The 25,641-nt window shown below is 54.3% G+C and carries 23 protein-coding genes; 13 read left to right on the forward strand and 10 right to left on the reverse strand.

Annotated elements, in window-relative coordinates; genetic code table 11:
- Positions 1 to 235 precede the first annotated feature (235 nt).
- From C1N58_RS15870 to C1N58_RS15890, 5 genes are all read right to left on the reverse strand, one after another.
- Entirely contained in the window at positions 236 to 1,231 is a 996-nt protein-coding gene (locus C1N58_RS15870) for a glycosyltransferase (protein ID WP_394564321.1), read from the reverse strand.
- Between the two features lie 371 nt (positions 1,232 to 1,602).
- Complete coding sequence (locus C1N58_RS15875; RefSeq protein ID WP_039338998.1) at positions 1,603 to 2,907, reverse strand: oligosaccharide flippase family protein; 1,305 nt, start codon at positions 2,905 to 2,907, stop codon at positions 1,603 to 1,605.
- Positions 2,904 to 3,902, reverse strand: coding sequence for a glycosyltransferase family 2 protein (locus C1N58_RS15880; RefSeq protein ID WP_394564322.1), 999 nt, complete (start codon positions 3,900 to 3,902; stop codon positions 2,904 to 2,906). Before C1N58_RS15880 ends, C1N58_RS15875 begins: the two co-directional genes overlap by 4 nt.
- A gap of 791 nt (positions 3,903 to 4,693) precedes the next feature.
- Complete coding sequence (feoB, locus tag C1N58_RS15885; protein ID WP_394564323.1) at positions 4,694 to 7,027, reverse strand: Fe(2+) transporter permease subunit FeoB; 2,334 nt, start codon at positions 7,025 to 7,027, stop codon at positions 4,694 to 4,696.
- Positions 7,027 to 7,251: a FeoA domain-containing protein gene (locus tag C1N58_RS15890; protein ID WP_033739127.1), complete on the reverse strand. Its 225-nt coding sequence runs from the start codon at positions 7,249 to 7,251 to the stop codon at positions 7,027 to 7,029. The genes feoB and C1N58_RS15890 overlap by 1 nt, the downstream gene beginning before the upstream one ends.
- 607 nt (positions 7,252 to 7,858) lie before the next feature.
- Between C1N58_RS15890 and C1N58_RS15895 the strand changes: the two genes are divergently transcribed.
- Entirely contained in the window at positions 7,859 to 9,520 is a 1,662-nt protein-coding gene (locus tag C1N58_RS15895; RefSeq protein ID WP_058707857.1) for a methyl-accepting chemotaxis protein, read from the forward strand.
- A 43-nt stretch (positions 9,521 to 9,563) separates the two neighbouring features.
- On the opposite strand, the gene C1N58_RS15900 is transcribed toward C1N58_RS15895, so the two are convergent.
- From C1N58_RS15900 to C1N58_RS15910, 3 genes are read right to left on the reverse strand one after another with little or no spacing between them, the layout of a single operon-like run.
- A complete protein-coding gene (locus C1N58_RS15900; protein WP_054688363.1) occupies positions 9,564 to 9,890 on the reverse strand; it encodes a YciI family protein in 327 nt (108 codons plus the stop codon).
- Positions 9,891 to 9,906: 16 nt separating this feature from the next.
- On the reverse strand, positions 9,907 to 10,533 hold the full coding sequence (locus tag C1N58_RS15905; protein WP_205950994.1) for an FMN-dependent NADH-azoreductase: 627 nt from the start codon (positions 10,531 to 10,533) through the stop codon (positions 9,907 to 9,909).
- Between the two features lie 24 nt (positions 10,534 to 10,557).
- Entirely contained in the window at positions 10,558 to 11,334 is a 777-nt protein-coding gene (locus tag C1N58_RS15910) for an alpha/beta fold hydrolase (RefSeq protein ID WP_394564893.1), read from the reverse strand.
- Positions 11,335 to 11,450: 116 nt separating this feature from the next.
- On the opposite strand from C1N58_RS15910, the gene C1N58_RS15915 reads away from it, so the two are divergent.
- On the forward strand, positions 11,451 to 12,455 hold the full coding sequence (locus C1N58_RS15915) for a GlxA family transcriptional regulator (protein ID WP_394564324.1): 1,005 nt from the start codon (positions 11,451 to 11,453) through the stop codon (positions 12,453 to 12,455).
- On the opposite strand, the gene C1N58_RS15920 is transcribed toward C1N58_RS15915, so the two are convergent.
- Positions 12,456 to 13,562: an endo-1,4-beta-xylanase gene (locus C1N58_RS15920; RefSeq protein ID WP_394564325.1), complete on the reverse strand. Its 1,107-nt coding sequence runs from the start codon at positions 13,560 to 13,562 to the stop codon at positions 12,456 to 12,458. It lies immediately after the preceding gene.
- 347 nt (positions 13,563 to 13,909) lie between these two features.
- Between C1N58_RS15920 and C1N58_RS15925 the strand changes: the two genes are divergently transcribed.
- The 5 genes from C1N58_RS15925 (at position 13,910) to C1N58_RS15945 (ending at position 18,156) form a co-directional block, all read left to right on the forward strand.
- Positions 13,910 to 14,872: an aldo/keto reductase gene (locus C1N58_RS15925; RefSeq protein ID WP_033739115.1), complete on the forward strand. Its 963-nt coding sequence runs from the start codon at positions 13,910 to 13,912 to the stop codon at positions 14,870 to 14,872.
- Positions 14,873 to 15,083: 211 nt separating this feature from the next.
- On the forward strand, positions 15,084 to 16,418 hold the full coding sequence (locus C1N58_RS15930) for a carbohydrate porin (RefSeq protein WP_033739112.1): 1,335 nt from the start codon (positions 15,084 to 15,086) through the stop codon (positions 16,416 to 16,418).
- A 175-nt stretch (positions 16,419 to 16,593) separates the two neighbouring features.
- The gene (locus tag C1N58_RS15935; protein ID WP_006121617.1) at positions 16,594 to 16,905 is read left to right on the forward strand and encodes a cupin domain-containing protein; all 312 of its coding nucleotides are present in this window, start codon (positions 16,594 to 16,596) and stop codon (positions 16,903 to 16,905) included.
- Between the two features lie 87 nt (positions 16,906 to 16,992).
- Positions 16,993 to 17,571, forward strand: coding sequence for a P-loop NTPase family protein (locus C1N58_RS15940; RefSeq protein WP_394564326.1), 579 nt, complete (start codon positions 16,993 to 16,995; stop codon positions 17,569 to 17,571).
- A 60-nt stretch (positions 17,572 to 17,631) separates the two neighbouring features.
- Positions 17,632 to 18,156 carry a GNAT family N-acetyltransferase gene (locus tag C1N58_RS15945; RefSeq protein ID WP_033739108.1) on the forward strand — a complete coding sequence of 175 codons (525 nt, stop codon included), beginning with the start codon at positions 17,632 to 17,634 and terminating at the stop codon, positions 18,154 to 18,156.
- A 36-nt stretch (positions 18,157 to 18,192) separates the two neighbouring features.
- Here C1N58_RS15945 and C1N58_RS15950 read toward each other — a convergent pair whose 3' ends face one another.
- On the reverse strand, positions 18,193 to 19,005 hold the full coding sequence (locus C1N58_RS15950; RefSeq protein ID WP_006121620.1) for an IclR family transcriptional regulator: 813 nt from the start codon (positions 19,003 to 19,005) through the stop codon (positions 18,193 to 18,195).
- A 319-nt stretch (positions 19,006 to 19,324) separates the two neighbouring features.
- Between C1N58_RS15950 and C1N58_RS15955 the strand changes: the two genes are divergently transcribed.
- The 6 genes from C1N58_RS15955 (at position 19,325) to C1N58_RS15980 (ending at position 25,640) form a co-directional block, all read left to right on the forward strand.
- The gene (locus C1N58_RS15955; protein ID WP_006121621.1) at positions 19,325 to 20,851 is read left to right on the forward strand and encodes a sugar ABC transporter ATP-binding protein; all 1,527 of its coding nucleotides are present in this window, start codon (positions 19,325 to 19,327) and stop codon (positions 20,849 to 20,851) included.
- Between the two features lie 22 nt (positions 20,852 to 20,873).
- On the forward strand, positions 20,874 to 21,974 hold the full coding sequence (locus C1N58_RS15960) for an ABC transporter permease (protein WP_394550077.1): 1,101 nt from the start codon (positions 20,874 to 20,876) through the stop codon (positions 21,972 to 21,974).
- Positions 21,971 to 23,071: an ABC transporter substrate-binding protein gene (locus C1N58_RS15965; protein ID WP_058702365.1), complete on the forward strand. Its 1,101-nt coding sequence runs from the start codon at positions 21,971 to 21,973 to the stop codon at positions 23,069 to 23,071. The genes C1N58_RS15960 and C1N58_RS15965 overlap by 4 nt, the downstream gene beginning before the upstream one ends.
- 14 nt (positions 23,072 to 23,085) lie before the next feature.
- Entirely contained in the window at positions 23,086 to 23,916 is an 831-nt protein-coding gene (locus tag C1N58_RS15970) for an SMP-30/gluconolactonase/LRE family protein (RefSeq protein WP_394564327.1), read from the forward strand.
- Positions 23,917 to 24,162: 246 nt separating this feature from the next.
- Positions 24,163 to 25,176: a 3-dehydro-L-gulonate 2-dehydrogenase gene (yiaK, locus tag C1N58_RS15975; protein WP_033739101.1), complete on the forward strand. Its 1,014-nt coding sequence runs from the start codon at positions 24,163 to 24,165 to the stop codon at positions 25,174 to 25,176.
- Positions 25,173 to 25,640, forward strand: a complete 468-nt coding sequence (locus tag C1N58_RS15980; RefSeq protein ID WP_054634626.1) for a YhcH/YjgK/YiaL family protein — start codon at positions 25,173 to 25,175, stop codon at positions 25,638 to 25,640. The genes yiaK and C1N58_RS15980 overlap by 4 nt, the downstream gene beginning before the upstream one ends.
- The last annotated feature ends 1 nt before the right edge of the window (position 25,641 follow it).

The following is a 25,641-nucleotide window of genomic DNA, read 5'->3' on the forward strand; positions in this document are numbered from 1 at the left end:
GCGGTCATCTTCGTTATGACGTTCACGATCAGGCTGCGGAATGAATGCAATGCCTGCCCTGCATCGGGGACCGGCGCGACAGTGAAAACGCGGCCCCTTTTCAGCATTGCGACATTTGACCCAACGTGGAATAGCAAAATACTGGCGCGATGACAGAGCCCCCTACGGAAATTCACCTCGCCAAAACATGCGCCATTTCCGTCGAGGGCCCGACACTGAATGACAACGCCGGAAGTTAAAAAAACCGTAATCTGAACAGCATATACAACACCAGATAAGCCACTCTGGCATTCACATTCATGACGTGGTACTTCACTTTCTCGCTTCTGTTTAATAATGCCAGTACGTTTGCCGGATAGCGTTTCTCTTTGATGCGTTTGATACTTTTCCGGATTTCATTAATGTTAAGCGTGGTGTAATACATGGCGGTAACGATTTGCATATCGAGGGTGAGCTTACGTTTGGTGACACCGGTAGAGAAAAGCGACAAATCCTCGTTTTTATATTTAACAAATAACCTTTCATACAGATCAGTCAGGTAACGCTTACGATCCAGCAATTCTTCATACGGGACGCGTCTTTTCGACAGCGAGTTTTCCACATCATCATAGTGATAAGATGCACTGTCAAAAATAAACAGGTTATCGACATAGTAAAGACAGTTGAGATTAAACAGCAGGTCTTCACTCATCGATATCCCTTTAGTGAAGCGGAGATGGTGATCCTCAAGCAACTTTCTTCTGTAGCACTTGTTATGGAGATAGCCAATGTTATCACTTAACTCAAGCTCATCCAGCACAGCAGGAATAGACTGATGGCCGAAATGGCCATAGGTGGAAAGGCTACCCACGCGCGAGCACCTGAGGTTCCCCACCAGTAAATCAACAGGTTGTGAAACGCTCGGAGAAAGGTGCTGATGAAACATAGCCAGAAAGTCATCATCCACCCAGTCATCGGCATCAACAAAAATAACGTATTCTCCCCTAGCCACTTCCAGGCCTGCATTTCGCGCTGCGCTGACGCCGGCATTACTCTGCGAGATAACATTAAAATTTTTATAGTGTTTAAATTCATCAAGAACAGAGGCGCAGTTATCTTTGCTGCCATCATTCACCAGGATAACTTCATAATCTTTGCATGTCTGAAGGAGAAGACTTTGCAGGGTACGCATAATCGTCTTTTCAGCATTATAAACAGGTATTATTATACTGAATAAATATTTATCATTCATTTCAAAACCTCGTAACCAGCCCTAATGCCTGCCGCCCTTAAAAAGGCGAAAAGATCATGAAAATAAAAGCCTTTCCTTTTCCTGATAACCGAAAAGAAAATAAGCATCTAATTATTTATTAACCCACTCTGAGATTATAAAAGCGCGAAATTAAACTGACCGTAAACGGGCATTATTCGGATCATGAAGATACGCTTTCATTTTTATTAAGCGATAATTAAAAAAAACGAACAGGCAGGGTACATCCTCCCGCCACATGGCAGGATATTAACGTTACTCACGCGCAGATAAAAAACGCGTTATATTAAAGATACCGTTCAAGACGTTTTATTTAAATGTCTTACAATGCATATCTTTAAGAAATATCTGCATCACCGCCCAGAAAAGAGCGAGCGATTAATAAGAAACCATAGTTTTCCGGGTTGAATGAATATTTTGTGAATCTTCATCATCGGCTGCCCACGGAAAAAATAGTTTAACAGCGTAAAGGCCATAAACTCAGTAATCACCACACTTATGGCGCCGCCAGTAATGCCGAAGGCTGGCACCAGTGTCACCGTCGTGATCAGACATACCGCCAGCACACAGAACGTTTTTTTGATCAGGTAGCGATAGCCATTGTATTTAATAATGAAGCGATCCATGACGCTGCTTAGTACACCAAACATGGCGCCGATGCTTAATAACACCATCGGAGCAATCGCTTCGGTGTAAGCTGCGCCGTAGAAATGCCGGATAAACCAGGGGCCGATCAGGGCAATACCGCCGATAACGGCCCCCGACACGGCAATGACCATTAGCTGTAGCTTCTGCGCGCGGACAATCGCCACATCAGGATCACGTTCGGCAAACAAAGCAGGATAAAACGAGGCAAGTAAAGCGTTGGGTAAAAAGACCCAGGCCACCGACAGCGTCATCGCGACAGAAAAGATGCCCGCCTCTTTTAACCCTAAGAACCATGAAACGCTGAGCTGGTTAAGCCGGGTATAAATCGTAATCGCAATCACCGACAGCACCAGGGATCGTCCGGCCTGCAAAATATAACCGCTGTAACGTCGGATATGAGTGAGTCGGGGAAGCGGCGGCTTCTCATGCGTACGTCGTTGGTGCCAGCTAAACACACAGAGTTTGATCAGGAAAGGAATGAAGGTAGCCAGCACAATGGGAATGGCCAGCAATTCCGGTTTGAGCTGGAACCAGGAAATCCCATAACGGATAGCCAGACTGATCAGGAGACCGGTAAGGTTAGCCATCACGTTCAGCTTCGCATTCAACACCGCTTCATTGTAGATATTAACCAGATCGATAGCCGAGAACAGACAAGCCAGTGCCGCCGCGCAGATAAAGACAAACGCTTGCGAGTTCATCTCTTCCCGCATCACCACAATGCCAATGGTAGAGAGCACACAGTAAAGGCTAAACACCAAAATGACAGCCGGCACCATAAGGCGGATGCCAGAACGGTGATTCTGGGCAATGCGCTTGAGCAGGATGACGTCGCAGCCCATCATCGCCACAGACTGGATAAACTGAAATATCAGCATGGAAATGGCGATCACACCAAACGTGACAGGCCCGACGTACTTAGCGACGAAGGACGTTACAAACATCAGGCCAAATACCGCAACCAGCTTCTCAATGATCATCCATAACGAGTTTTGCAGCTTTTGTTTCACGAACGCGCCCTCAACAGAGTCTGTACGGCATGACGCAGCCCGGACACCAGGCGTGGAGACAGGTAGAAAAGCGTAAAATAAAGGCTCCAGGCGTCTGGGAGCACGCCCGCGGCAATATAGGCACGATAGTTTTGCCGGTAAAGTTCAATATACTGCCTGACGAATGCCGCGCTGAACGTCCCACTATACAGGGCTTTATAGATGTGCGAGGCCGTAACCTTCAGAAATAAGAAGTAGTAATAGCGTTCCTGCGGCCGTAGCAAGACGCGTTTAATCCCTGTAAAAGCCCGGACGTAAGTGAAGTGTTTTTCTTTGAGCGCCGAGCGCGTTGCGGAATCGTGTGACTCAACATAGTGGTAGACGACCCGAGGGCTGAACACGACCTGTCCCTGCGGGGCACCGGACAGGTAGCTGATCACAAACAGCAGATCTTCAAAGTTGAAGATATCTTCCCGAAAGCGCAACTGCTGCTGTTGCACGATCGTCCGGCGGAAAAACTTGTCACAGATACCGTGTTTCGGCGTGTGGTAGAGCAGTTCACCGATCGCCTTATCAGCGCGCAGACTGCGCAGTGCGGTCTCTTCAGGCTCCCCGGACAGCGGCTCGCCGTCATGAGAAAAGGTGCGGGATTCGCCTACGGCCAGAATGACGTCTTCATTCATCAGCCCCAGCCAGGTATCCAGCACACCTGAAGGCAGAAAGTCGTCGGCATCGATGAAAGAGAGGAATGTGCCACGCGCAGCATCCAGACCGCAGTTACGTGCCGATGAAACGCCGCCATTGGGCTTATCTATAACCTCTACGCCAGGATAATTCTGGTATTTTCTCATTAGCTCAAGTGAATTATCACTTGAACCATCATTGACTAAAATAAGCTGGCAATGCTCAGCATGAGGTTGCTGAAGAATACTCTCGACGCAACGTTCAATAAACATCGCGCCGTTATAAACAGGCACGATAAATGACACTAAAGGGGCGTGTTGATCATTAAACATATAACCTCTGGTGTGACATATTTATTAAAGTGTAGCGCAGGGAAAGTGTCGGTTAGTTCCAGCTATTTTTATTCGTAAAAATTTTTCGCTACTCTAAATCAGTCATCTGTATGCACATCGCCAATTTTTGTATCAAAATATGTATAGCATGGAACCAGAAAATAAAAGACAGCATAAACATGAAGATGAAGATGAAGATGAAGATGACATCAAAACTAAGAGTATTCTGTAATTTAAAATGGCGTTACTGAACCCTGCGGAAATACAGAGATCCTGCCTGTGATACTCTACTCAGGCGCGGACCGTTTCCGCAATAAGCCACCTTCGCAATGTAAAGCGTAAAGAGAACATTCAGACAATAGCCAGTGAAGTGAAAAATGGAAGACACTTTTCCCGGAAAAAATTAATAAGAACTTCCTTATAAAAATCGACATATTTCAGATGACACATTAATAAAAAACAACGCGTGTCCAGTAAAAATAAATAAATATGCCAGAAGAAACAGAAGTGTTTAATTAACGTTTAACTTTTTGGGGCATATAAAAAATCTCAGCGCCTGAAAATATGCGTGGACTGGCACACCCCGGGGCTGCATGGACTGGCTTTCTGCGGTGAGATTGATTCCGCCCGGGTCGCGGAGAGAATCGCTAAATATGCTTCCGGCATTGCCTCTTCGTTCAACGGCGACCGAGGAAGCCGTGCGATCAGGCTGGTAACCTTATCGTCATTGCTTTCCGGCGGCTCCGTCTGCCCACGGTTATCATGGGCAGCCGCACGCATCCCCGTCGTCCTCAGTCGCTGGCGTGCCGGTGCTCAGCACATCCCGCACAGCCGCCACATCCTGTCTTACGCGATGAGGTGAGCGGTGCGGAAACCGGCTTCGTGCGCGCACGTCCACCTGCGTGGCGCAGCAGGCTAATAACCAGACCGTTAAGCACGACCACACTCATCAGGCACAGCGCGCTAAACCCCGGATGCAGGCGAAAACTGACACTCTGATAAAACAGCGTAGCAACGGAGTACGCAACGTTCAGGCCCCAGAAAAAGGAAAACAGCATCCAGTTTTTCCCGGCTTCCCGGGCTATTGCGCCCATCACCGATACGCAGGGAACGTAGAGCAACACAAACAGCAAATAGCTGTACGCTGCGAAGCCGTTGCCGAATTTCGCACTCATCACGCCCATTTGCGTCGCATTGATTGTACTGTCACCTTTACTCGCTTCAATGGGGTTGGCCAGCGCACGCAGGCTGAATGCGCTCTTCAGGCTGTCACCGGTTTCTTTCAGCGCGTCACCTAACTCACCCGACAGCGAAAAGTCCTGCGGGCGAAACGCGCCGCTTTGAACATCTTCGCCGACATAAAGACTGTTCAGCGTACCGACCACGACTTCTTTCGCCATGATGCCTGTCACCAGCCCGACCGTGGCCTGCCAGTTGTCTGATGTCACGCCGACTGGTCGCAGGGCTGGCGTGACGACTTTACTCACAGTAGCCAGCGCAGAATCATTGATATGGTCTACGGTTGCCCCACTAAACGAAAAGTTGCTGAGTAATCCGATCACCATGCTGACCACAATAATGACGCGACCTGCGCGTACGATAAACATCTTTAAACGTTGCCAGGTCTGGATCAGCAGGCTTTTCACATGGGGGCGATGGTAGACCGGCAGCTCCATAAGAAAAGGTGACGCTTCGCCGCGCAGCAGCGTATTTTTCAGGATAAGCCCAGTGACGATGGCCACGATAATGCCCAGCACGTACAGAGAGAAAACCAGGCTGGCGCGCCAGGCGCCAAAAAAGGTGGCGGCGAAAACCGCAAAAATCGCCAGCCGCGCACCGCAGGACATAAAGGGCGCAATTAGCACGGTAAGTAAGCGCTCACGGGGTGTATCCAGCGTACGCGTGCCCATTACTGAAGGCACGTTGCAGCCAAACCCGACGATAAGCGGTACAAAGGATTTCCCCGGCAAACCCAGCGACTGCATCAGGCGGTCAATTACAAACGCTGCACGCGCCATATACCCCGAGTCTTCAAGAAAAGACAGAAACAGGTACATCAGGCCGATCTGGGGCAGAATCGGCAACACCGTATTAATCCCGGCCCCTATGCCCTGCGCAAGGAAGACCGTTACCCAGTCGGGAAAGTGGCAGGTATAGCCCAGCCACTGCGCGCCATGAATAAACAGCGCCACCGATCCGCTGTCGAACAAAGGCTGGAAGGCTGCACCGATGTTAATTGACAGCACAAACATCAGATACATCGCGCCCAGAAAAACCGGTATTCCCAGGAACCGGTTCAGCACAAGGTTGTCCAGCCACTCAGTCAGCGCAGCGGGTGCGGCTTTATTGAGGTTACAGACCGCGGCGCAGAGCGCGTTGATAGCCTGATAACGACAGTTCACCACATGCATTGCCGGATCGCCGCCCGCCGCCTGCCTGATCGCCGGCAGTTGGGGGACGACTGTGGGACAGATGCGCTGACTGTTAATGTCACCTGCCAGCAACTGTAGCGCCAGCCAGCGCTGCTTTTGCCTGGCGATGTTCGCAGCCATCATCGTTTGCAGGCGCGCGATGGCCGTCTCAATTTCACGAGGATAAACCAGAGGTTGTGGCGGTCTTTCTCCCTGCCAGTCGTCAATGGCGCGTTTAAGCGAGGCGATGCCTTCGCCACGTGTTGACGTCAGCGCCACGACCGGGCACCCCAGCCGGGCTGACAGCGCTGCCCTGTCGATGATGATATTCTGGCTGAGCGCGATATCCTGCATGTTTAACGCGACGATACAGGGCATGCCCAGCTCCAGTAGCTGAAAAGTCAGGAAAAGATGACTCTCCAGGTTTGAGCTGTCTACCACATTAATCACCAGGTCGGCGTGATCCTCAAACAGATACCCACAGGCGATACTTTCATCGATGGCGCTGTCCGCCGAAAGCGTTGTAAGCGAGCGCGTGCCTGGCAGATCAACCAGCCGTACATCCGTTTCAGCCGTAAAGAACTGCCCTTCCTTGCGTTCTACCGTCACGCCCGCCCAGTTCCCTACGCGCTGGCGGGCCCCGGTAAGCTGATTAAATAACGTGGTTTTACCGGTATTCGGGTTGCCGATCAGACCCAGGGTTAATGTTTTCATCAGCGGACTTCTTCCAGCAGAACCGAAGCCAGATCGCGTTGCCGCACCGCCAGACTGAGGCGACGCGTACGGATATGAACGGGATCGCCCAGTGGTGCAGTACGGATAATGTCAATCAGCGTGCCGGGCAGCACGCCCATGGTTAGTAATTTTTGCCGCCAGGCGGGATCAACAGAAGACTGGTAGCCTCTGACACGATAGGTGGTGTGTGTTTTGATTTTCACAGATATATCCCAACCGTTAACAACTAAGGCAGGAATTATACAAATGATAACTATTCTTGTTTCTTGATCTGGATGGGGGTGATGCGCAGGATAACGACAAAAACACGCTGATATGCCATTTCACCCTGACGGCCCGCTCGGGTTAAGGGCCATCCGGAAAGAAGCATTGCGGAAGATTGTCAGAAACATCCCTCAGCGGCAAACAGGCTGAGCGGCCTCAGCAGTGGGCAAATAACAGATGGTGTTGCCATACCTATTTTCAGCCCCCTGTCTGTGAAGCACGGCTTATACAGCGAAGACGGACACAACGTCAGATTGCGGTCACGTATGAGGGCAGCGAAAAATAATAACGCGCAAATGTCTCACCCAGGCCTTCATCTTATTATTGCGCGAAAAAACGTAACTCCCGGTACATTTCTGCATAAACGGACCCTTGATCACCCCGTTTTTGTGACTATGCCAACCCCTTAAAAAAACACGCTTTTCCTGAAAGCGTCATTTTATTTTTAAACTAATCGTTATAGATCACATTATTTATGGCGTCACTATTAAGGTAATCCGTTAAATACCGATATACCTGTATCCACGTTTATCAGGTATCGCCGCCATGTTTAAAAACCTTAAAATTACAACGGGCATTATTGCCGTATTGTTTTTGTTCAGTGCGCTGTTAATGCTTACCGGGTCGCTTTTTTATTCGTCTGTCAGCCAGGCGGGACGCAACTTTTCTCACACTGAACAACTGACGCTACAACAACAGCAACTGAGCGACAGTGTGCAGACGCTGATAAAGACGCGTGTCACCGTCAGCCGGGTGGCTATTCGTTTTCTGAAAAACCAGAAGGATCCGGCATCTCTGGCCTCAATTGCCACACTGCTGGACACAGCGAAACAATCTGCTGAAAAAGCCGATGAGTATTTTTCAGCCTACAAAGCCGCCCCGCCCTTACCCGGACAGCATGCGGAACTGACCCAAAACGTGCAGACGGCTTACAGCAAAATGCACGATACCATGCTCGCGTCGGTCGAGTTCCTGCGAAATAACAACTATCAGGCTTACGGCAATCTTGATGCACAGGAAGCGCAGGATCAGCTGGATAAGGCTTATCAGGCCTGGCGGAGCGCTAACTATCAGCTGATGAAGGAAATCGCCGCAGAAAACGATCACAACTACACCAATATGCTGTGGACCTTGTTGATTATCGCAGTTATTGCTCTGGTGACCGTTGCCAGCGTATGGGCTGGCCTGCGGACACTGCTGCTGAAACCTCTGACTCTGGCAACCGACTACATGCGCGCGATCTCTGCCGGGGATCTGACCCGTGAGATCGCCAGCGACAGTCACAATGAAACCGGACGGCTCCTCAGCCAACTGGAAGAGATGCGCAGCGCGCTGGTGGTGACGATTCGTTCTGTCGATGATGCAACGCAGTCCATTTTCACCGGCGCAGCAGAAGTATCTGCCGGCAGCATCGACCTCTCTGCCCGCACTGAGCAACAGGCGGCCGCACTGGAAGAGACGGCAGCCAGCATGGAGCAACTGACCTCGACAGTAAAACTGAACGCGGAAAATGCACAGCAGGCCACCGCGATGGCGAACGATGCCGCGGTGATGGCGTCGCAGGGCGGCCAGATTGTGGCGAAGGTGATTTCCAATATTGAGCAGATCAGTGAAAGTTCCAAACAGATTGCCAGCATCATCGGCATTATCGACAGCATTGCGTTCCAGACGAATATCCTGGCGCTTAACGCTGCGGTCGAAGCCGCGCGCGCAGGCGAACAGGGGCGCGGTTTTGCTGTAGTCGCCGGTGAGGTGCGTTCACTGGCGGGACGCAGTGCAAGCGCGGCGCAGGAGATCCGCACGCTGATTGAACAATCGACGCAGCGTGTCAACAGCGGTTCGACTCATGCCTCCGAAGCGGGTGATGTCATGGGAAGCATTGTGCATTCCGTTAACAGCGTGACCCAGTTGATGGCTGAGATTGCCTCGGCCTCGGCCGAGCAGACACGCGGTATTGAACAGGTGACGAAAGCGGTATCGGAAATGGACGGCGTCACACAACAAAACGCGGCGCTGGTAGAGGAATCGGCCAGTGCGGCAGCCTCACTGGAAGATCAGGCTACGCAGTTACGTCAGTCGGTCTCCGTGTTTAACACGGGCAGAAAACCGACCACAGGTCTGGCGACGTCCCGCAGCACAGCTTTGAAAAAACCCGTTATGACGCCTGTGCCTGCCGCACCGTCAGCGGATAACTGGCAGTCATTCTGATCGACCTGCCGCGGAGCGATGCCCTGCTCCGCGGCAAACGGCTTCAGGCGCGGTGGGCCATATCAACGACCTTCGTTTCACTGCCCCAGTCGGCGTCAAACACAGAAGAAACCAGGGCTGGATGAACGCCCGTAACAGCCACATCAACCAGTCCCAACGCCACAAAGGGATCCTCGGTCAACCTGTCGCGAACAGCCTGCTCATCAGAGGCGAGAAACAGCACAACGCCGCCCTGCTGATTTTCCAGCGGTCCGGCCAAAACCACCTCGCCCGTCTTGATGTGCTCCATCAGCCAGCTTTTATGACCCGCGCTGTGTTTTTCACGTTCGGCGGCGGCACCACGATAACTCAGCGTAACAATGTAAAGCATAAGGTTCTCCTGTGGATTACAACGCAAGTGACTGGATGAGCGTGCTGGCGGCATTAAACGCGTTGCCGATTTCACGCTGTTGAATGGCTTCCCCTTTTGAAGCCCCTTCTGCACGGATAACATGAATATGCTCAACGCCTAAAAACCGAAAAAAAGCGGCCAGATACCGTTCCTGAAAATCCCACTCTTCAAGGGAACCGCCGTGGTAAAAGCCGCCCCGCGCCGACGCCACGATTACGGTTCGCCCACCTGACAATCCCACCGGGCCTTGTGCCGTATAACTGAATGTTTTGCCTGCCTGCGCGATCCGGTCCAGCCAGGATTTTAGTTGGGCAGGCACCGAAAAGTTGTACATCGGCGCACCGATGACAATCACATCACTGGCAAGAAACTCCGCCACCAGCAGGTCAGATAAGCGATGCTGTTCTGCTATGTACTCACTGACGTTGTCGTCGTTTCCCGCTCTGAAACCTGCCACGATGGCCGCGTTAAGAGGACGGATTTCCTCGGCCACGACATCACGGTAAGTCGCCTGAGCAGCGGGGTGCTTTGCCAACAGTTTTCTGACGATGTCCGCGGTAAGCTGCCGGGTAACCGACGGCGCCTGGAAAATACTGGCGTCAATATGAAGTAATCTGTTCATGGGATTCCCCTGAGAGTGATGGTGCTATGAGGATGGAAGGGTTCTGGCCGCGCGATCGATAAACGCAGCCACCTGTTCAGGATGTGAAACCAGCGATAAATGACTAGATGCGAGACGCTGAACGCGTGCGCCAATATGCGCAGCAATGTCAGACTGGACACGGGGCGGCAGCGCCCGGTCTTGCGTGGTCAACAAATACCAGGTGGGTTTGATTTTCCATGCGGCTCGCATCACCTTGTCAGTGAAAGCGCTCGCCGCAACAGGTTGTTGTACCGCAGCCAGTTCGCGCACCCGCGCATCAGGCAAGTCGCCGGCCAGCATTTCACCAAACTGTTGGGCATTATCCAGCCAGATCATCCCGTGTTTATCCGGCCTCATTGCCGTCATCGGGGCATGAAGTCGTTGCAACAGCCCGGCAGCAGATTCATTACTGTCGGGCACCAGCGCAGAGAGAAAAACCATGCCCCTTACGCGCGAATCGTTGCCAGCATCAGCCACCACCACACCGCCCCAGGAATGCCCAACCAGCAGCACCGGGCCTTGCTGACGCGCAATGACCGCCTCCGTCGCCTTTACGTCATCCTGCAATGAGGTCAATGGATTCTGAACGGCGGTGACGTGATAACCTTTGTGCTGAAGGCGTGAAATCACCGCCCGCCAGCCTGAGCCGTCAGTAAACGCCCCGTGGACTAAGACGATGTTTTTCACCGTCGCCTGCGCAGCGAGCGGCACATTCAATAACGTCAGCCCCAGCAGCACCGCATGCTTTAATCTTTTCGCCTTACTGCTCTTTCGCCGCATCTCGCCTGTTCCTGTGGTCGTTTTCATGCTGACCATGGTAGATCGGGCGAAAAGAGCGTGTAAGATGGCGAATAAGACAACTAACAGGCAAAACTCGCCATAAGGAGTGACTGGCTATGCGCATAGCGATTGTGGCGCTTGAAGGCAGCCTGCCTTCTGCCGTCAACGGCTTTTGTGACACCTTATGGATTGCGCGCCAGGTGATTGCGTCTCGCCCCGATACTGCGGCGCAACTGACCCGCGCGCCGCTGGAGGTCCAAATCGTAAGTGCTGATGGCCAGCCCGTGCGCGATGCGCAGGGACGATGGCTACATGTCGATGCTGATTTCAGCCAGGCAGAGGCGTCAGATATCGTCCTGGTCGGGGGAATGGCGTTGGGCCGCGATCGGTTTCCGCACCATCCGGAGGCGGTCATACAGGCGGGGACCTGGATAAAAAAAATGTACCATCAAGGTGCCATCGTCGGTGCCGCCTGCGCGGGCTGTCTGGTGCTGGGCGAAGCGGGGCTGCTCAGTCGTCGGCGTTGTACCACCACCTGGTGGCTGTTTCCGACCCTGCGGGAGCGCTATCCGGATGCGCGTCCGGTATGGGGACAAACGCTCGAACAACAGGAAAATATCATTACTACAGGTGGCCCACTCTCGTGGAGCGCGCTCACGTTGCATTTGCTGCACAGGATACTGGGGGCGGACGTCTCCAGACAGGTTGCTGATATGGCCGTTGCCGATGCCCAGCCCGTGTCGCAACGTTTGTATGCGCCGCCCGGGTTTATTAACACTCAGCACCCGTTGCTGATGCGGGCGGAAGAGATTATTCGCTATCAACAGCCAGGCATCACGGCAGAACGGCTGGCCTCTGCGTTACATACCAGCGAACGTACGTTGCACCGTAAAATGAAAATGCTGACCGGCGAAAGTCCTAAGGCGTTTATTACCCGGGTCCGCATTGAAGATGCCTGTCTTCTCCTGGAGAACCCCACCGTAAGCATCCGTAAGGTGGCCGCCGATTGTGGCTATTCTGACGAAAGCAGCTTTCGCAAAGCGTTTAATCAGGTGATGGCGATGACACCCGCGCGTTATCGACAGTGGATTGCCGCCAGAGCGGCGCCCGCAACGCGTTAATCAGCGTAGCGCATGCAGCGCTGCCCAACTGGCGTCTTTGATTTGGCCGTCTTTAGCAAACAGCAACGGTCCGGTGGCCAGCCCATCGCTTGCCTTCGGCGTCGCCGCCGTCCGGTGGGGCGTGTCCCAGACACCCCACGTGAGCACTGCGTCGACACCGGCTTCCAGCACAAGCGAAAGATAGCGCTTATAGGTGCTGGCGACCGCCATGGCGCGGCGCGCCATCGGCAGGCGGCTGTCATCAACATCCAGTTCGGTGATATACACGGCCAGGCCCAGCGCTTTCACTTCACGAATAAATGTCGCCAGTCCCGGACCAGACGCGTACTGCGGACCGGCCTTGAGATGAGACTGAATCCCCAGCGCACCGATGGGGATCTGTCTGTCCTGCAAATTGCGTAGCAGCGCCAGCACAGCGTCGCGTTTTCGTTGCGCGTTGTCATGGTCGCTTTCCAGCCCGTAATCGTTATAGCAAATGACGGCGTGAGGATCGGTCTGATGCAGCGCGTCACAGGCGATATCCAGATAACGCGTCCCCAGACGTTGATACCAGAAACTGTTGCGCCATCCGCCAGGCAAACCGTCAGACAGGTTGATAATCTCGTTCGCCACGTCCCAGCTCTGTATCTGTCCCCGATAGCGCCCCGCGACGGTATGAATATGGTCTCTCAACACTTTTTCCAGCAGCGTGGCATCGCGAATCGCCAGCAGCCAGTCCGGCACCGCGCGGTGCCAGCAAAAGGTATGCCCGCGTAGCAGCAGGCCCTGCGCTCTGGCAAAGGCGGCAAGCGTATCCGGGCCAGAAAAATCGTAGCGATTCTGCTCAGGCTGCACGACCACCCACTTCAGCGCGTTTTCCGGAACAATAATATTGGCCTGGCTGGCCACAAACTGCCGGTAATGCGCATCGGACCGCAAACGCTCGGGCCGGACCGCGAACCCAAACAGAAGATGACGCTGCGCGGCTATGCGCTTTAAGGGGGGGAAAGCCGGTTCGGCCGCGAAGGCCTGTATCGGCAATGCGGAACCCAGCAACAGCGCCGCGCTGCGTTTTAAGAACCGACGTCGCGGCGTGGATGTGAAGCCAGACAGATTATGAGGTTTCATCAGTGCCACGTCTCCTGTGACGTTTTGCCCGATCATCGTGAAGGTCGCATCACACCAGCCCGGTATTCTTATAACCCCAAGCCCTAAGGCCCGTCAGCAACGATTTTGTCCACGTCGGTAAAGCCAGATTTCTGAATGTAAAATCCCTCGCTTTACGGTATCGGGTTTTCTGGCATTCGCGGGGCTGTGTGCCTGCATGTTTCAGGACGCGCGCTGCCGTGCCAGCGGTAAAAGTGACCTTTGCTACCTTGTTATGCCGCACAGGCTGACAAACCGAATGAAAGGCTGTCGAATTACCTTTGCTAAGCTGATAAGTACACCTGATACGTTTAATAAAGGAGAATGCTATGACGCAGCCTAAAACCCGCCCCCTCGGCAACAGCGGCCTCTCTGTGCCGCTTCTGACCTTTGGCGGCAATGTCTTTGGCTGGACGGTAGACGAGAAAACCTCGTTTTCTCTGCTCGACGCGCTGGTGGAAAAAGGCCTGTTCTTTATCGATACCGCCGATGTCTATTCACGCTGGGCGCCCGGCAATCAGGGGGGCGAATCCGAAACCATCATCGGCAAATGGCTGAAGAAAAGCGGTAAACGCGACAGGATAGTGCTGGCGACCAAAGTCGGCATCGAAATGTCACCGGAGAAGCAGGGACTGAAACCTGGGTATATTCGCCAGGCCGTCGAGGACTCGCTGCGCCGTCTGCAAACCGACGTGATCGACCTCTATCAGGCGCATCGCGATGATGAAACCACGCCACTGGCCGACACATTAACCGCCTTTGACGCCCTGATCAAAGCCGGCAAAGTCCGGGCTATTGGGGCCTCTAACTACAGCGCCGCGCGACTGCAGGAGGCGCTGGACATCAGCAAACAGCATGGGCTGGCGCGTTACGAAACCCTGCAACCGCTCTACAACCTTTACGACCGTGAAGAATATGAAAGCGAGCTGGAACAGGTAGCGCGAGAGAATCAGCTTGGCGTGATCAACTACTACGCGCTGGCCAGCGGCTTTCTCAGCGGCAAATATAAAAAACCGCAGGATGCCAGCAAGAGCGCGCGCGGTCAGGGTATTGTAGATAAGTACCTGAATGAACGCGGTAAACGCATTGTTGAAGCGCTGGAAGACGTGGCGGCGTCACATGATGCGTCAGCCACGCAGGTGGCGCTGGCCTGGCTCATCGCGCGCCCAAGTATTACCTCCCCTATCGTCAGCGCGACCTCCTTGTCGCAGCTTGATGAACTGGTCAAAGCCACTGAGTTGACGCTGAGCAAGCAAGAAATTGAAGAGCTGTCCCAGGCCAGCAAGCCATAAATCCCTCAGGGATGCCGCGGCATCCCTTTTACTTTGCCTCGCAATAAATGCCTTTTTAGTTATAAAAATATTCATTCAGCGATAACTGTCACAATTGCGTTAATTCCTTACCACTTTGCAGTTACATACGCACAGATTTGCAAAAATTGACATTTAGTCAGCATTATTCTCTGCCCTGTCTTTTCCTGTCATTTCATAAAGAATAACGCTGATGAATACAAAAAAAGCAGTGCAGTTTATGCCTCGCCTGGCCGCTGGCAGCCTGATGTTTGCGATGCTGAGCGCCTCCGCGCTGGCCGCCGATGCCTTTAGCTATGACTCACCTTACCTGTTTGGCGACTGGGGCGGTAACCGAACGCAGTTAGAAAACGACGGCATTAAGTTAGATGTTAACTACACCATGGAAAGTGCCGCCAATCTGGGTGGCGGAGCTGACAGCCATACCTCGATGCGCTACAGCGACCAGTGGGCGTTTGGTGCCAATTTCGATCTGCAAAAACTCCTCGACTGGCAGGATACGCAGTTCCAGGTCACCATTACCGATCGCAATGGCCGCAACATCTCCGATCAGGTGGCCGATCGCCGCACCGGGATGCTCTCTTCTACCCAGGAGGTGTACGGTCGTGGCCAGACGTGGCGCCTGACGCAATTCTGGTTAAGCAAAGGCCTGTTCGATAACACGGTCAATCTGAAAGCCGGACGCGTTACCGTCGGCGAAGATTTCGATAACTTCGACAGCAAGTTCCAGAACCTGGCGTTTGGCAGCGGCCAGGCCGGTAACTGGCGCGGCGATCGCTGGTTTAACTGGCCGGTTTCGCAGTGGGGCGGCAGGCTAAAAGTCAACGTCACGCCAGAGGTGTTTTTCCAGGTCGGTTTCTACAATCAAAACCGTGCGAATTACGACCGTGGCGATGGTTTCCGGCTGGATACCAGCAACTCAGAGGGGAATCTGGTGCCGGTCGAGTTAGGCTGGAAACCGACGTTAGGCCCCGACAAGTTGCCGGGTAACTATCGTATCGGCTATTACTACTCGTCCGCAAATGGCGACAACTATGGCAGCTGGCGTGACGGCGCTTACCAGCGCAAAAATCATGCTTACGGCGGCTATGTCCTGTTGCAGCAGCAGTTGACGGCGCAGGGCGGCGATGCCAGCCGGGGTCTGGGCGTGACGGTTCAGGCGGTGATGAACGACCATAAAACCTCGAAAACCGATAACTATCAGTCCGTCAGCTTCACCTGGAAAGGACCGTTCGATGCCCGTCCGCAGGATGAGATTGGCATTGGCGCGGCGCGTATTCACGTCAACAGCGCCTACACGCGTTCGCTGCGTGAACAGAACGACGCCAGCGGGCAGACCGATTTTAACAGCCCGACCTATCTGCCTGTTCAGGACGGTTCGGAGTACAACTATGAAATCTATTACAACGCGCAGCTGACCAAATGGCTGCAACTGCGTCCTAACCTGCAATACGTTGTTGCGCCGGGTGCCGTTAGCGACGTGAAAGATGCCTTTGTCGGCGGAATCAGCGCTAACGTGAATTTCTGATCCGCCCTTCAGACCTGCCTGCAGGGCAGGTCTGCTTTCCTGCCTGCCCTGACGCTTTTATCCCGTACCTGCTCTGTTGATTCGCCTCAGTTTTCCGCAATTTTTTGCAAGCCCTGCCTCACTACACGCGGTATAACCTCATCCATGTCTTACCACTGCGTATAACGGAAAAACCATGAAAACCTATATCAGCAAAGCGTTCTCAGCCGACCGGGCCTGGGGTGCACTCGACATCGCTAACTTTGATGGCACAACCGTACGGCTTCACTGGACGGATCAACCCTACAAGTGGCACATCAATGACGGTCAGGAAGTTTTTGCGGTGATGGATGGCTGTGTAGAGATGCACTACAAGGAAAACGGAGACATCAGGACAGTGCGCTTGCAGACAGGGGATATTTTTTATGCCAGCGTGGGCACGGAACATGTTGCCCATCCACAGGGCGAAGCGCGCGTACTGGTGATCGAGAAAGCGGGATCGGTCTGACCCCAACCGGCCCTGAGGCACGATGGCTGGCGCACATTTTCCGCGTATACTGAGGCGCAAACACAGCCTTGACGGAGGTTTCGCCTGATGACACCGTTGCCGCCGCTTGCACATCTGGGTCCGCGCATTTGTATCATGGGCCCCTCAAACAGCGGTAAATCTACCCTGGCCGTGGCGATTGCGGAAAAGCAGTCGCTGCCCGTTATTCATCTCGATCAGCTTTATCACCAGCCCAATACCGACTGGCAGCCCAGAGAGCACGCCGTGTTTTTACAGCTTCACCGCGAGGCAATCAGTGCAGAACGCTGGGTTATCGAAGGCAATTATACGCGCTGCCTGCCCGAAAGACTGGCGCGCGCAACAGGCTATATCCTGCTGGATCTCGCAATGCCTGTCAGTTTACTGCGTTATATCCGGCGCTGCTGTGCCACCACGCCGCGTGCCGGGGCGCTGCAAGGCAGCATCGATCACATTAATCTCGCCATGCTCAGGCATATCACCTGGGTGACGCCGGGCAATCGCCGTCGCTATCACCTCCTGTATCAGGGACTTAGCCTGCCCAGGTGCCGTCTGGTAGGTGCAAAAGCGATAAACCGCGCCTGGCAGGAGTGGTATCTGACGCCCCGTCCTGCGACAGGGATCTTACCCTGCAAAACAGGCCGGTAGCCTTTCCTGCCTGTCTTTTGTATTGTCATGATCCTTACTGGCTCACTCCGGAATCGCAGAATGCACATCACGCTCGCGCAGGATGACCACATTCCCGCCCTGCAACAGATTTATGCTCACCATGTTATGCATGGCACGGGCAGTTTTGAACTGGATCCGCCTGATGAAGCCGAACTCGCCAGCCGGTTAGAAAAAATCCGTGCCGCCGGACTGCCCTGGTTTGTGGCCATCGAAGACGGCCAGGTTTGCGGTTACTGTTATCTGGGCTTTTATCGTCCGCGCCCGGCTTATCGTTTTACCCTGGAAGATTCCCTTTATATCCATCCGGCTTTTCAGGGGAAAGGTGTGGGTAAACGCCTGCTGGCGCACGCGATTGACTGGGCTGAAAGCAGGGGCTTTCGCCAGATGGTCGGGAATGTGGGCGACAGCGCCAACGTGGCCTCCATCGCTCTGCACCGATCGGCGGGCTTCACCGTGGCCGGTACGCTAACCTCCGTAGGCTACAAACACGGGCGCTGGCTGGACACGGTATTGATGCAGCGGACACTTGGCGCGGGCGACAGTATCCCGCCTGAAAACGGATAGCGCAGGATGCGTGCCAGGCGGGCCGCTGCCCAGGGCTCAGGCGGAAGCGCCCAGCTCGTGTGAGATCGCCTGGGCGGTCGCTACCACCTTCGCCATCAGGTTTTTTGCCCCAATCTGTTGCAGCTTGGCCGTCGGCAGCGAGACCGACACCGCATAGGGAACGCGCTGCTGAATATCAAATACCGGCGCGGCGATACAGGTCACGCCCAGCTCGTTCTCTTCGCGATCCATCGCGGTGCGCTGCTGCAGAATATCTCTCAGTTCCTGCTGCATCTCAGGCAAGGTAGTGATGGTGTTTTTTGTCAGTTGCTCAATGCTGTCCTGATGGCTTTGCCAGTAGTGCAGCAGGTACTCTTCACTGCCCCAGGCCAGAAAAATTTTGCCCATCGCCGAGCAATAGAGCGGCATATGCTGCCCGATGTAGGCGCGTGTGCGCATCATGCCGGTGGTGGGTTCCAGTTTATTGATCAATACAACATGATCGTCTTCACGGCTGGAAAAGTTAACCGTTTCGCCCACGTCCAGGTTGAGCTTTTCCAGATGCGGTCCGGCTACGTGGATGATATTGAGCGATGACAGCGCTTTCTGACCGACCGAAATAAATTTGGTCGTCAGGCGATAACTGCCAGGCGACGGGGCCTGGGTGACATAGCCACTGCTGTGCAGCCCCTGTAACAGGCGATGGACGGTGCTTTTATTCATGCCGGACAGCTCAGCGAGATGTGCCAGCGGGCAGCCGTTCGGGAAATTGCTCAGTAACTCAATTAACTGAAGGCCACGAAACAGACTCTGTGTTCCCAACGGCTTATCGTTTTTATTTTCCTTCGCTTTATCCACTTTACCCACCATCCGCCGATCCTCTCCGTTTCTGACTTCCTGAGCGCACTATCGCATGATGTTAACTCATGGCATAACAACTGGGAATCTTTCGCTTTTTTAGTGTGGCCTGGCGATCGCATTCCGCCTGGCAGGAATTGCGCTGTTCATCACAATTTCAAAACAATATTTTAACCCTATGTTTCTAATGAGGAAATAGTCGCCTCGCTTCTTTGCTTTTCCGCATTTTCAGGGATAGTATTTTTTGGAATAGTATTTCACATGTTGAAATCAGCAAGAGCGCGTCACCACGCTTGCTGCCACTACTCACCAGGCGTCACGGGAGGCTGGAATGCAAACTAACCCGGATAAACCGGTCCTGACACTAAGCCATATCACCAAACGTTTCGGGGGGAACCCTGCCGTCAATGACGTAAGCCTGGATGTCTTTCCGGGCGAAGTGGTCGCGCTGTTAGGTGAAAACGGTGCGGGTAAATCGACTCTGATTAAGGTACTGGCCGGCGTTTATACCAGCGACGAAGGCCAGATAACCTTTAATGGCAACCCCATCCCCTCAGCGGCCGCGCTAAAAACCGCCACCAGCCAGCCTGTCGCCTTTATTCATCAGGATCTGGGGCTGATCGAGTGGATGACGGTGGCGGAAAATATGGCGCTGATCATGGGCTTCAACCGTCGCCTGGGCCTGATTAACTGGCGGGCCGTGCGTGAACGGGCACGTTTAGCGCTGGAAGACGTCGGTATTCAGCTCGATCCCGATGCCCGCGTATTTGAACTGTCACGCACGGAAAAATCGCTGCTGGCCATTGCCCGCGCGGTAGCCGTCAACGCGCAAGTACTGGTACTGGACGAACCGACCGCCTCGTTACCCGCCAATGACGTACGGCATCTGTTTAGCGTGATAGAACGCCTGAAAAGTCGCAACGTCGGCATGATTTACGTGACTCACCGTCTGGATGAGGTGATTGAAATTGCCGATCGCATTTGTGTGATGCGGGACGGTAAACGCGTCGCAGAGGGCAACACGGCAGACTACAGGTTGCACGATCTGGTTGAAATGATTGTCGGCGAAGCGCTGGAAAGCAATCAGCGCCTTGTGCTGCCTGAGGGGCGTCCGCCCGTGCTGTCACTGAATCAGCTCTGCATCGATGAAGTGGGCCCGGTCTCGTTCAGTCTGCAACCCGGCGAAATGCTGGCGCTGGCCGGCCTGCGTGGTGCCGGTCAGGAAGAGATTGGCCGGATGCTGTTTGGCCTGAAACAGGCTACCCAGGGCCAGGTCATTTTTCGCGACAAGCCCTGCCATTCCCGATCGCCTCGCGAGGCTATGGCGGCAGGCATCTCGTTTGTGGCAGGCGATCGCACCGGTGAAAGTCTGGTTATGTCGATGAGCGTGCGTGAAAACCTGTTTCTCAACCCCTGCGCGAGCGGGCACCGGGTGATGTCCCATTATGGTCGCCGCGCGGAGGTAGGTGCCAGCTGGTGGAAAGTGCAGCTTTTCGACGTGCGCCCTAAAAACGTGGATCTGGATATCAGCGCCCTGTCCGGTGGCAACCAGCAAAAAGTGGTGATGGCCCGCTGGATGCACCTCAATGCCCCGTTGCTGATTCTTGAAGATCCCACTGCGGGCGTCGACGTGGGCGCGCGGGAAGAAATTTATCACCTGCTCAACAAAGCGCTGGCAGACGGCGTGGCAGTGCTGGTGATCTCGAATGACCTGGAGGAAATCGCGCATATCTGTAACCGCGCGCTGGTGTTTAACCGGGGCCAGGTAGTGGGTGAACTGAAAAACGAACAGGTCACTTTTGCTAATTTACTGGAGCTGGCCTCAGCCAGCTCTGCTGCCCCCTTCGCTACCGTCTGAAAAGGCAGTCAGGAGAAACGCTATGTCTAAAACCTCGGTGAAATCTACTGCACTTGAACAACGGGTCAGCCTTGCTCAGCATGGTTTTGCGCCGTGGTCGATGCAGATCGTCACCCGCTACGGATTACTGTTGTTATGTGTGCTGCTGGCGTTACTGTTTTCGGTACTGTCCCCAACTTTCGCATCCCTGCTCACCGTGCAGGCCATTCTGTCCAGTAAGGCCAAAATCGCCCTGCTGGCGCTGGCCGCCACCTTGCCGATGATTGTGGGCAAAATCGACCTGAACGTCGGTTTCGGGATCGTGCTGTGGCACATCCTGGCCATTACGCTTCAGGTGGAATACGGTTTTTCCTGGCAGATGGCGGTGCTGACAGTGCTGGTCTTGTCGGCGCTGTATGGCCTGCTGAACGGCATTCTGGTGGCGCTGGCGGATATCGACAGCTTCGTCGCCACGCTCGGTTCCGGCACGGTGCTGTATGCCATTGCGTTGTGGCACTCCGGCGGTCGCCAAATTGTTGGTGACTTACCGGATGCCTTTAGTGCGCTGCACAGTACCGAAGTATTTGGCATTCCGATTGGTGCCTTCTATGTGCTGGGCCTGGCGCTGGTATTGTGGCTGATCACTGAGCACACGCCACTGGGAAGGTGCATGTATGCCGTGGGCGGTAACCCCGTCGCCGCGCGCCTCAACGGTATTGCCGTGAATAAATACGTGATCGGCGCGTTTATCGCCTCCAGTGTGATCACCGGCTTCAGCGGGGTGCTGATTGCGGCGGAACAGGGCGTCGGCCAGGCCAGCGTCGGGATGGATTACCTGCTGCCTGCGCTGGTCGGGGCTTTTCTGGGCAGTACCACCATTCGTCCGGGGCGGGTAAACGTCTGGGGCACCGTGGTCGGCATCGCTATCCTGGCTATCGGGATTGCCGGTATTCAGCAGTTTGGCGGCGCGTTCTGGGTGGAACCGCTGTTTAACGGTGCCACGTTGCTGCTGTCGATTACGCTGGCCGGCTACGCTCAGCGCCGCCGTATGTTGAATCAAAAAGCCGTCGTGCGTAGTCAGAGCACGCCGGCGACCACACCTGACTCACAGCAAAAAACCATCACACCAGGGAACTCATTATGAAAAATCCGGTATTTGGTCTTTCTCTCATCGCCATGCTGGTCGCCACCTTACCAGCCCATGCAGACAGCTATCTCGATCAGGCGACAGCGGCCGTGGCCAAAGCGACGGCCAGCGCCACGACCTGGGACGGTCCGACGACCGGGCCAAAGCTACAGCCTAAAAAGAAACTGATCTTTATCGCCTCGGATATGAAAAACGGCGGTGTGCAGGGCGTTCAGCAAGGCCTGAGCGAAGCGGCGAAAGTGGCTGGCTGGACGCTGGATACGCTGGACGGCGCAGGCTCTGTCAAAGATCAACTGGCGGCGCTGAATCAGGCGATTGCCCAGCGCCCTGACGGTATCGTTATCGGCGGCTGGAACCCAAACGTCGCCAAAATGCCGCTGAAAAAAGCCCTGCAGCAAAAAATCGTGCTGATGGCCTGGCACGCAGAGCCTCAGCCGGGCCCGATTAAGCAGTACGGGATCACCGATAACATTACGTCCGATTCTAATGAGGTTGCCCGTCTGGCGGCGCAGTACGCCATTGTGAAGTCAGGCGGCAAAGCGCAGGTGATTATCTTCACCGACTCGCTGTACAAAATCGCGCTGGATAAAGCCAATGCGATGAAGCAGGAAATTGAGAAGTGCAGCGAGTGTAAAGTCATCGACTTTATTGACACGCCGCTGGCCGATACCTCTAACCGTATGCCGTCGCTGACCTTTAGCCTGTTACAGAAGTACGGCGACCACTGGCAGTACTCGCTGGCGATTAATGACCTGTATTTTGACTTTATGGCACCCGCGCTGAAAACCGCAGGGAAAGGCGGCAAAAACGCACCGTATAACATCTCGGCAGGCGACGGCTCGGTGTCGGCCTTCCAGCGCATTCGCAATGGTGAAAGCCAGGTCGCGACCGTCGCTGAACCGCTAAAACTGCATGGCTGGCAACTGCTGGATGAGTTCAACCGCGCCTTCGCCGGACAGCCCCCGTCAGGCTATGTCACGCCTGCGCACCTGATTACACCGGAAAATATCAGCCGGGATGGCGGACCGCAGAACCACTACGATCCGGAAAACGGCTATCAGGACCATTACAAAGCCATCTGGGGCGTGAAGTAACGGAGGCCAGCATCATGCAGGTAGAAAAACTGTGCTCCACTGCTACCTGGGCCGAAGGCCCAGTCTGGTTACCGGCGCTTGATGGGGTGGTATTTAGCGATGTCAAAGGCAACCGTATGTACTGCTGGCAGCGCAATGGCGAGCTGAGTATCTGGCGTCATCATTCTCACTATGCCAATGGCAATGCCCGCGACCATCAGGGACGCGTGGTCAGTTGCGAACACGGTCGCCGGGCTATCAGCCGGACAGAAACAGACGGTACGGTGAACGTGCTGGTGGATAAAGTCGAGGGCAAGCGGTTTAACTCGCCTAACGATCTGGCGATCCGCTCCGACGGCACCATCTGGTTTACCGATCCGCCTTACGGGATCGTCAGCGATCATGAGGGTTACCTGGCTCCCAGCCAGGTGATCGGCTGCTATCTCTACTGTTTTGATCCGGAAAGTGGGCAGCTCAGCATTGCCGCCAGCGATCTGCAGCGGCCAAACGGGCTGGCGTTCTCGCCTGATGAAAGCGTGCTGTACGTGGCGGACATGTCGGTGGTGGATTTCCCGACGCTCGGCCGCCATGAGTTGCGCACCTATAAAGTGGACGGTCGCACGTTGTCTGCAGGGCAATTTTTTGCCGATGTCTCACCCGGTTTCCCGGACGGATTTTGTGTGGATGCCAACGGCGATATTTACTGTAGCTGCGCTGACGGCGTGATTATTTTCGACAGCAGCGGAAACCGTAAAGGCAAAATCCCGATTCCTGAAACGGTATCCAACTGCACCTTTGGCGGACCGAATAATGATGAACTTTATATCACAGCCAACACTTCACTCTACCGGGTAACGCTACGCTAACGCCCCTGCACAGGCAGGGCGAAAAGCAGAGCAAATCAGGTCAGCTGTTTCTCAGCTGACCGGCCTGACTGTGGCCGGAATCGGGCAAAAAAGCCCAAGATCACAGAAGTCAGAATTAATTATATCCTGTTGATTTAAATGAAATAAATTTTGAGTCATTTCTTTGACTCGCTGCATTTTTCCCCATAGCATTTAGTTGAAATGACATTCCACATTATGAAATAAGACGCGGGGAGTATCAGTCAGATGAGAATCAGCTATCAGCAGTTGTATCAGGAGTTTCTTCGCGTACTCCTCAGCCGCAACGTGCCGCAGGCCAAAGCTGAGGCCTGCGCGCGCATGTTTACTGAAACCAGTCTTAACGGCGTCTATTCCCATGGCGTTAACCGCTTCCCGCGTTTTATTCAGCAACTGGATGCCGGCCACATTATTCCCGATGCGGATGCGCAAAAAGTCCTGTCGCTGGGTGCGATTGAGCAGTGGGATGCGCAACGCGCCATTGGCAATATCACCGCCCATAGCATGATGGAGCGCGCGATGGCGCTGGCCACGGAACACGGCATTGGGCTGGTGGCCTTACGCAATGCCAATCACTGGATGCGCGGTGGCAGCTATGGCTGGCAGGCGGCGGAAAAGGGCTTTGTCGGCATCTGCTGGACCAACTCCATTGCCGTAATGCCGCCCTGGGGCGCAAAAAGCTGCGCGATCGGCACCAATCCGCTGATTATCGCGGTACCGGGCGAGCCGGTTACGATGGTGGATATGTCCATGTCGATGTTCTCCTACGGCATGCTGGAAGTGAATCGCCTGGCGGGGAAAAGCCTGCCGGTCGATGGCGGCTTTGATGATGAGGGCAACTACACCCGCGATCCGGCCACGCTGGAAAAAAACCGCCGCATTTTACCAATGGGTTACTGGAAAGGCTCAGCGCTGTCTGTGGTGCTGGATATGCTGGCCACCCTGCTCTCTAACGGCGCCTCCGTGACTGAAGTCACTCACGACAACGGCGATGAATTTGGCATTTCTCAGGTGTTTATCGCCATCGACGTTGATCGGCTCATTCCGGGCGAAACCCGCCAGCAAAAACTCGATCGTATTCGCGCATCCATCACCGGTGCGGAACCGGCTGACAGCACACAGGCGATTCGCCTGCCGGGTGACAAATTCCCGCCACTGCGTGAAGAAAACGAACGCCTGGGTATTCCGGTTGATGAGCGCGTCTGGGCGCGCATTCAGGCGCTACAGGAGAAGGCATCATGATTACCGGACACCTTGCCAATACCGATCCCCGTCACTATCCCGCCGCGATTGCTCATGCTCTGGCCTACCTCGCCGGTCATGATCTGGCAAACATGGCCGCCGGCCGTTATCAGGACGAAGAAACCGGCTGGGTCGTACAGGTGTTAGATCTGCACACGGTTCCCGCCGCAGAGAATTACCCGGAGGCGCACCGCTATCACATCGACGTGCAGTATCTGGTGGCAGGCGAAGAAGTGATCGGCGTCGCCACACAACCACTGGATCTGGCGGTGCATCAGCCTTACGACAGCGAACGCGACATCGTTTTTTATCAACATGCCCCCGATGAAACCTTGGTACGGATGCTGCCCGGCACGTTCGCCGTATTTTTTCCTCAGGATATTCATCGTCCTAACTGCGCGGTCAGTCAGCCCGGTCCGATCCGCAAAGTCGTGGTGAAGATCCCCACGCGCGATCTGGTGTAAG

Source organism: Pantoea sp. SGAir0180, assembly GCF_043546245.1.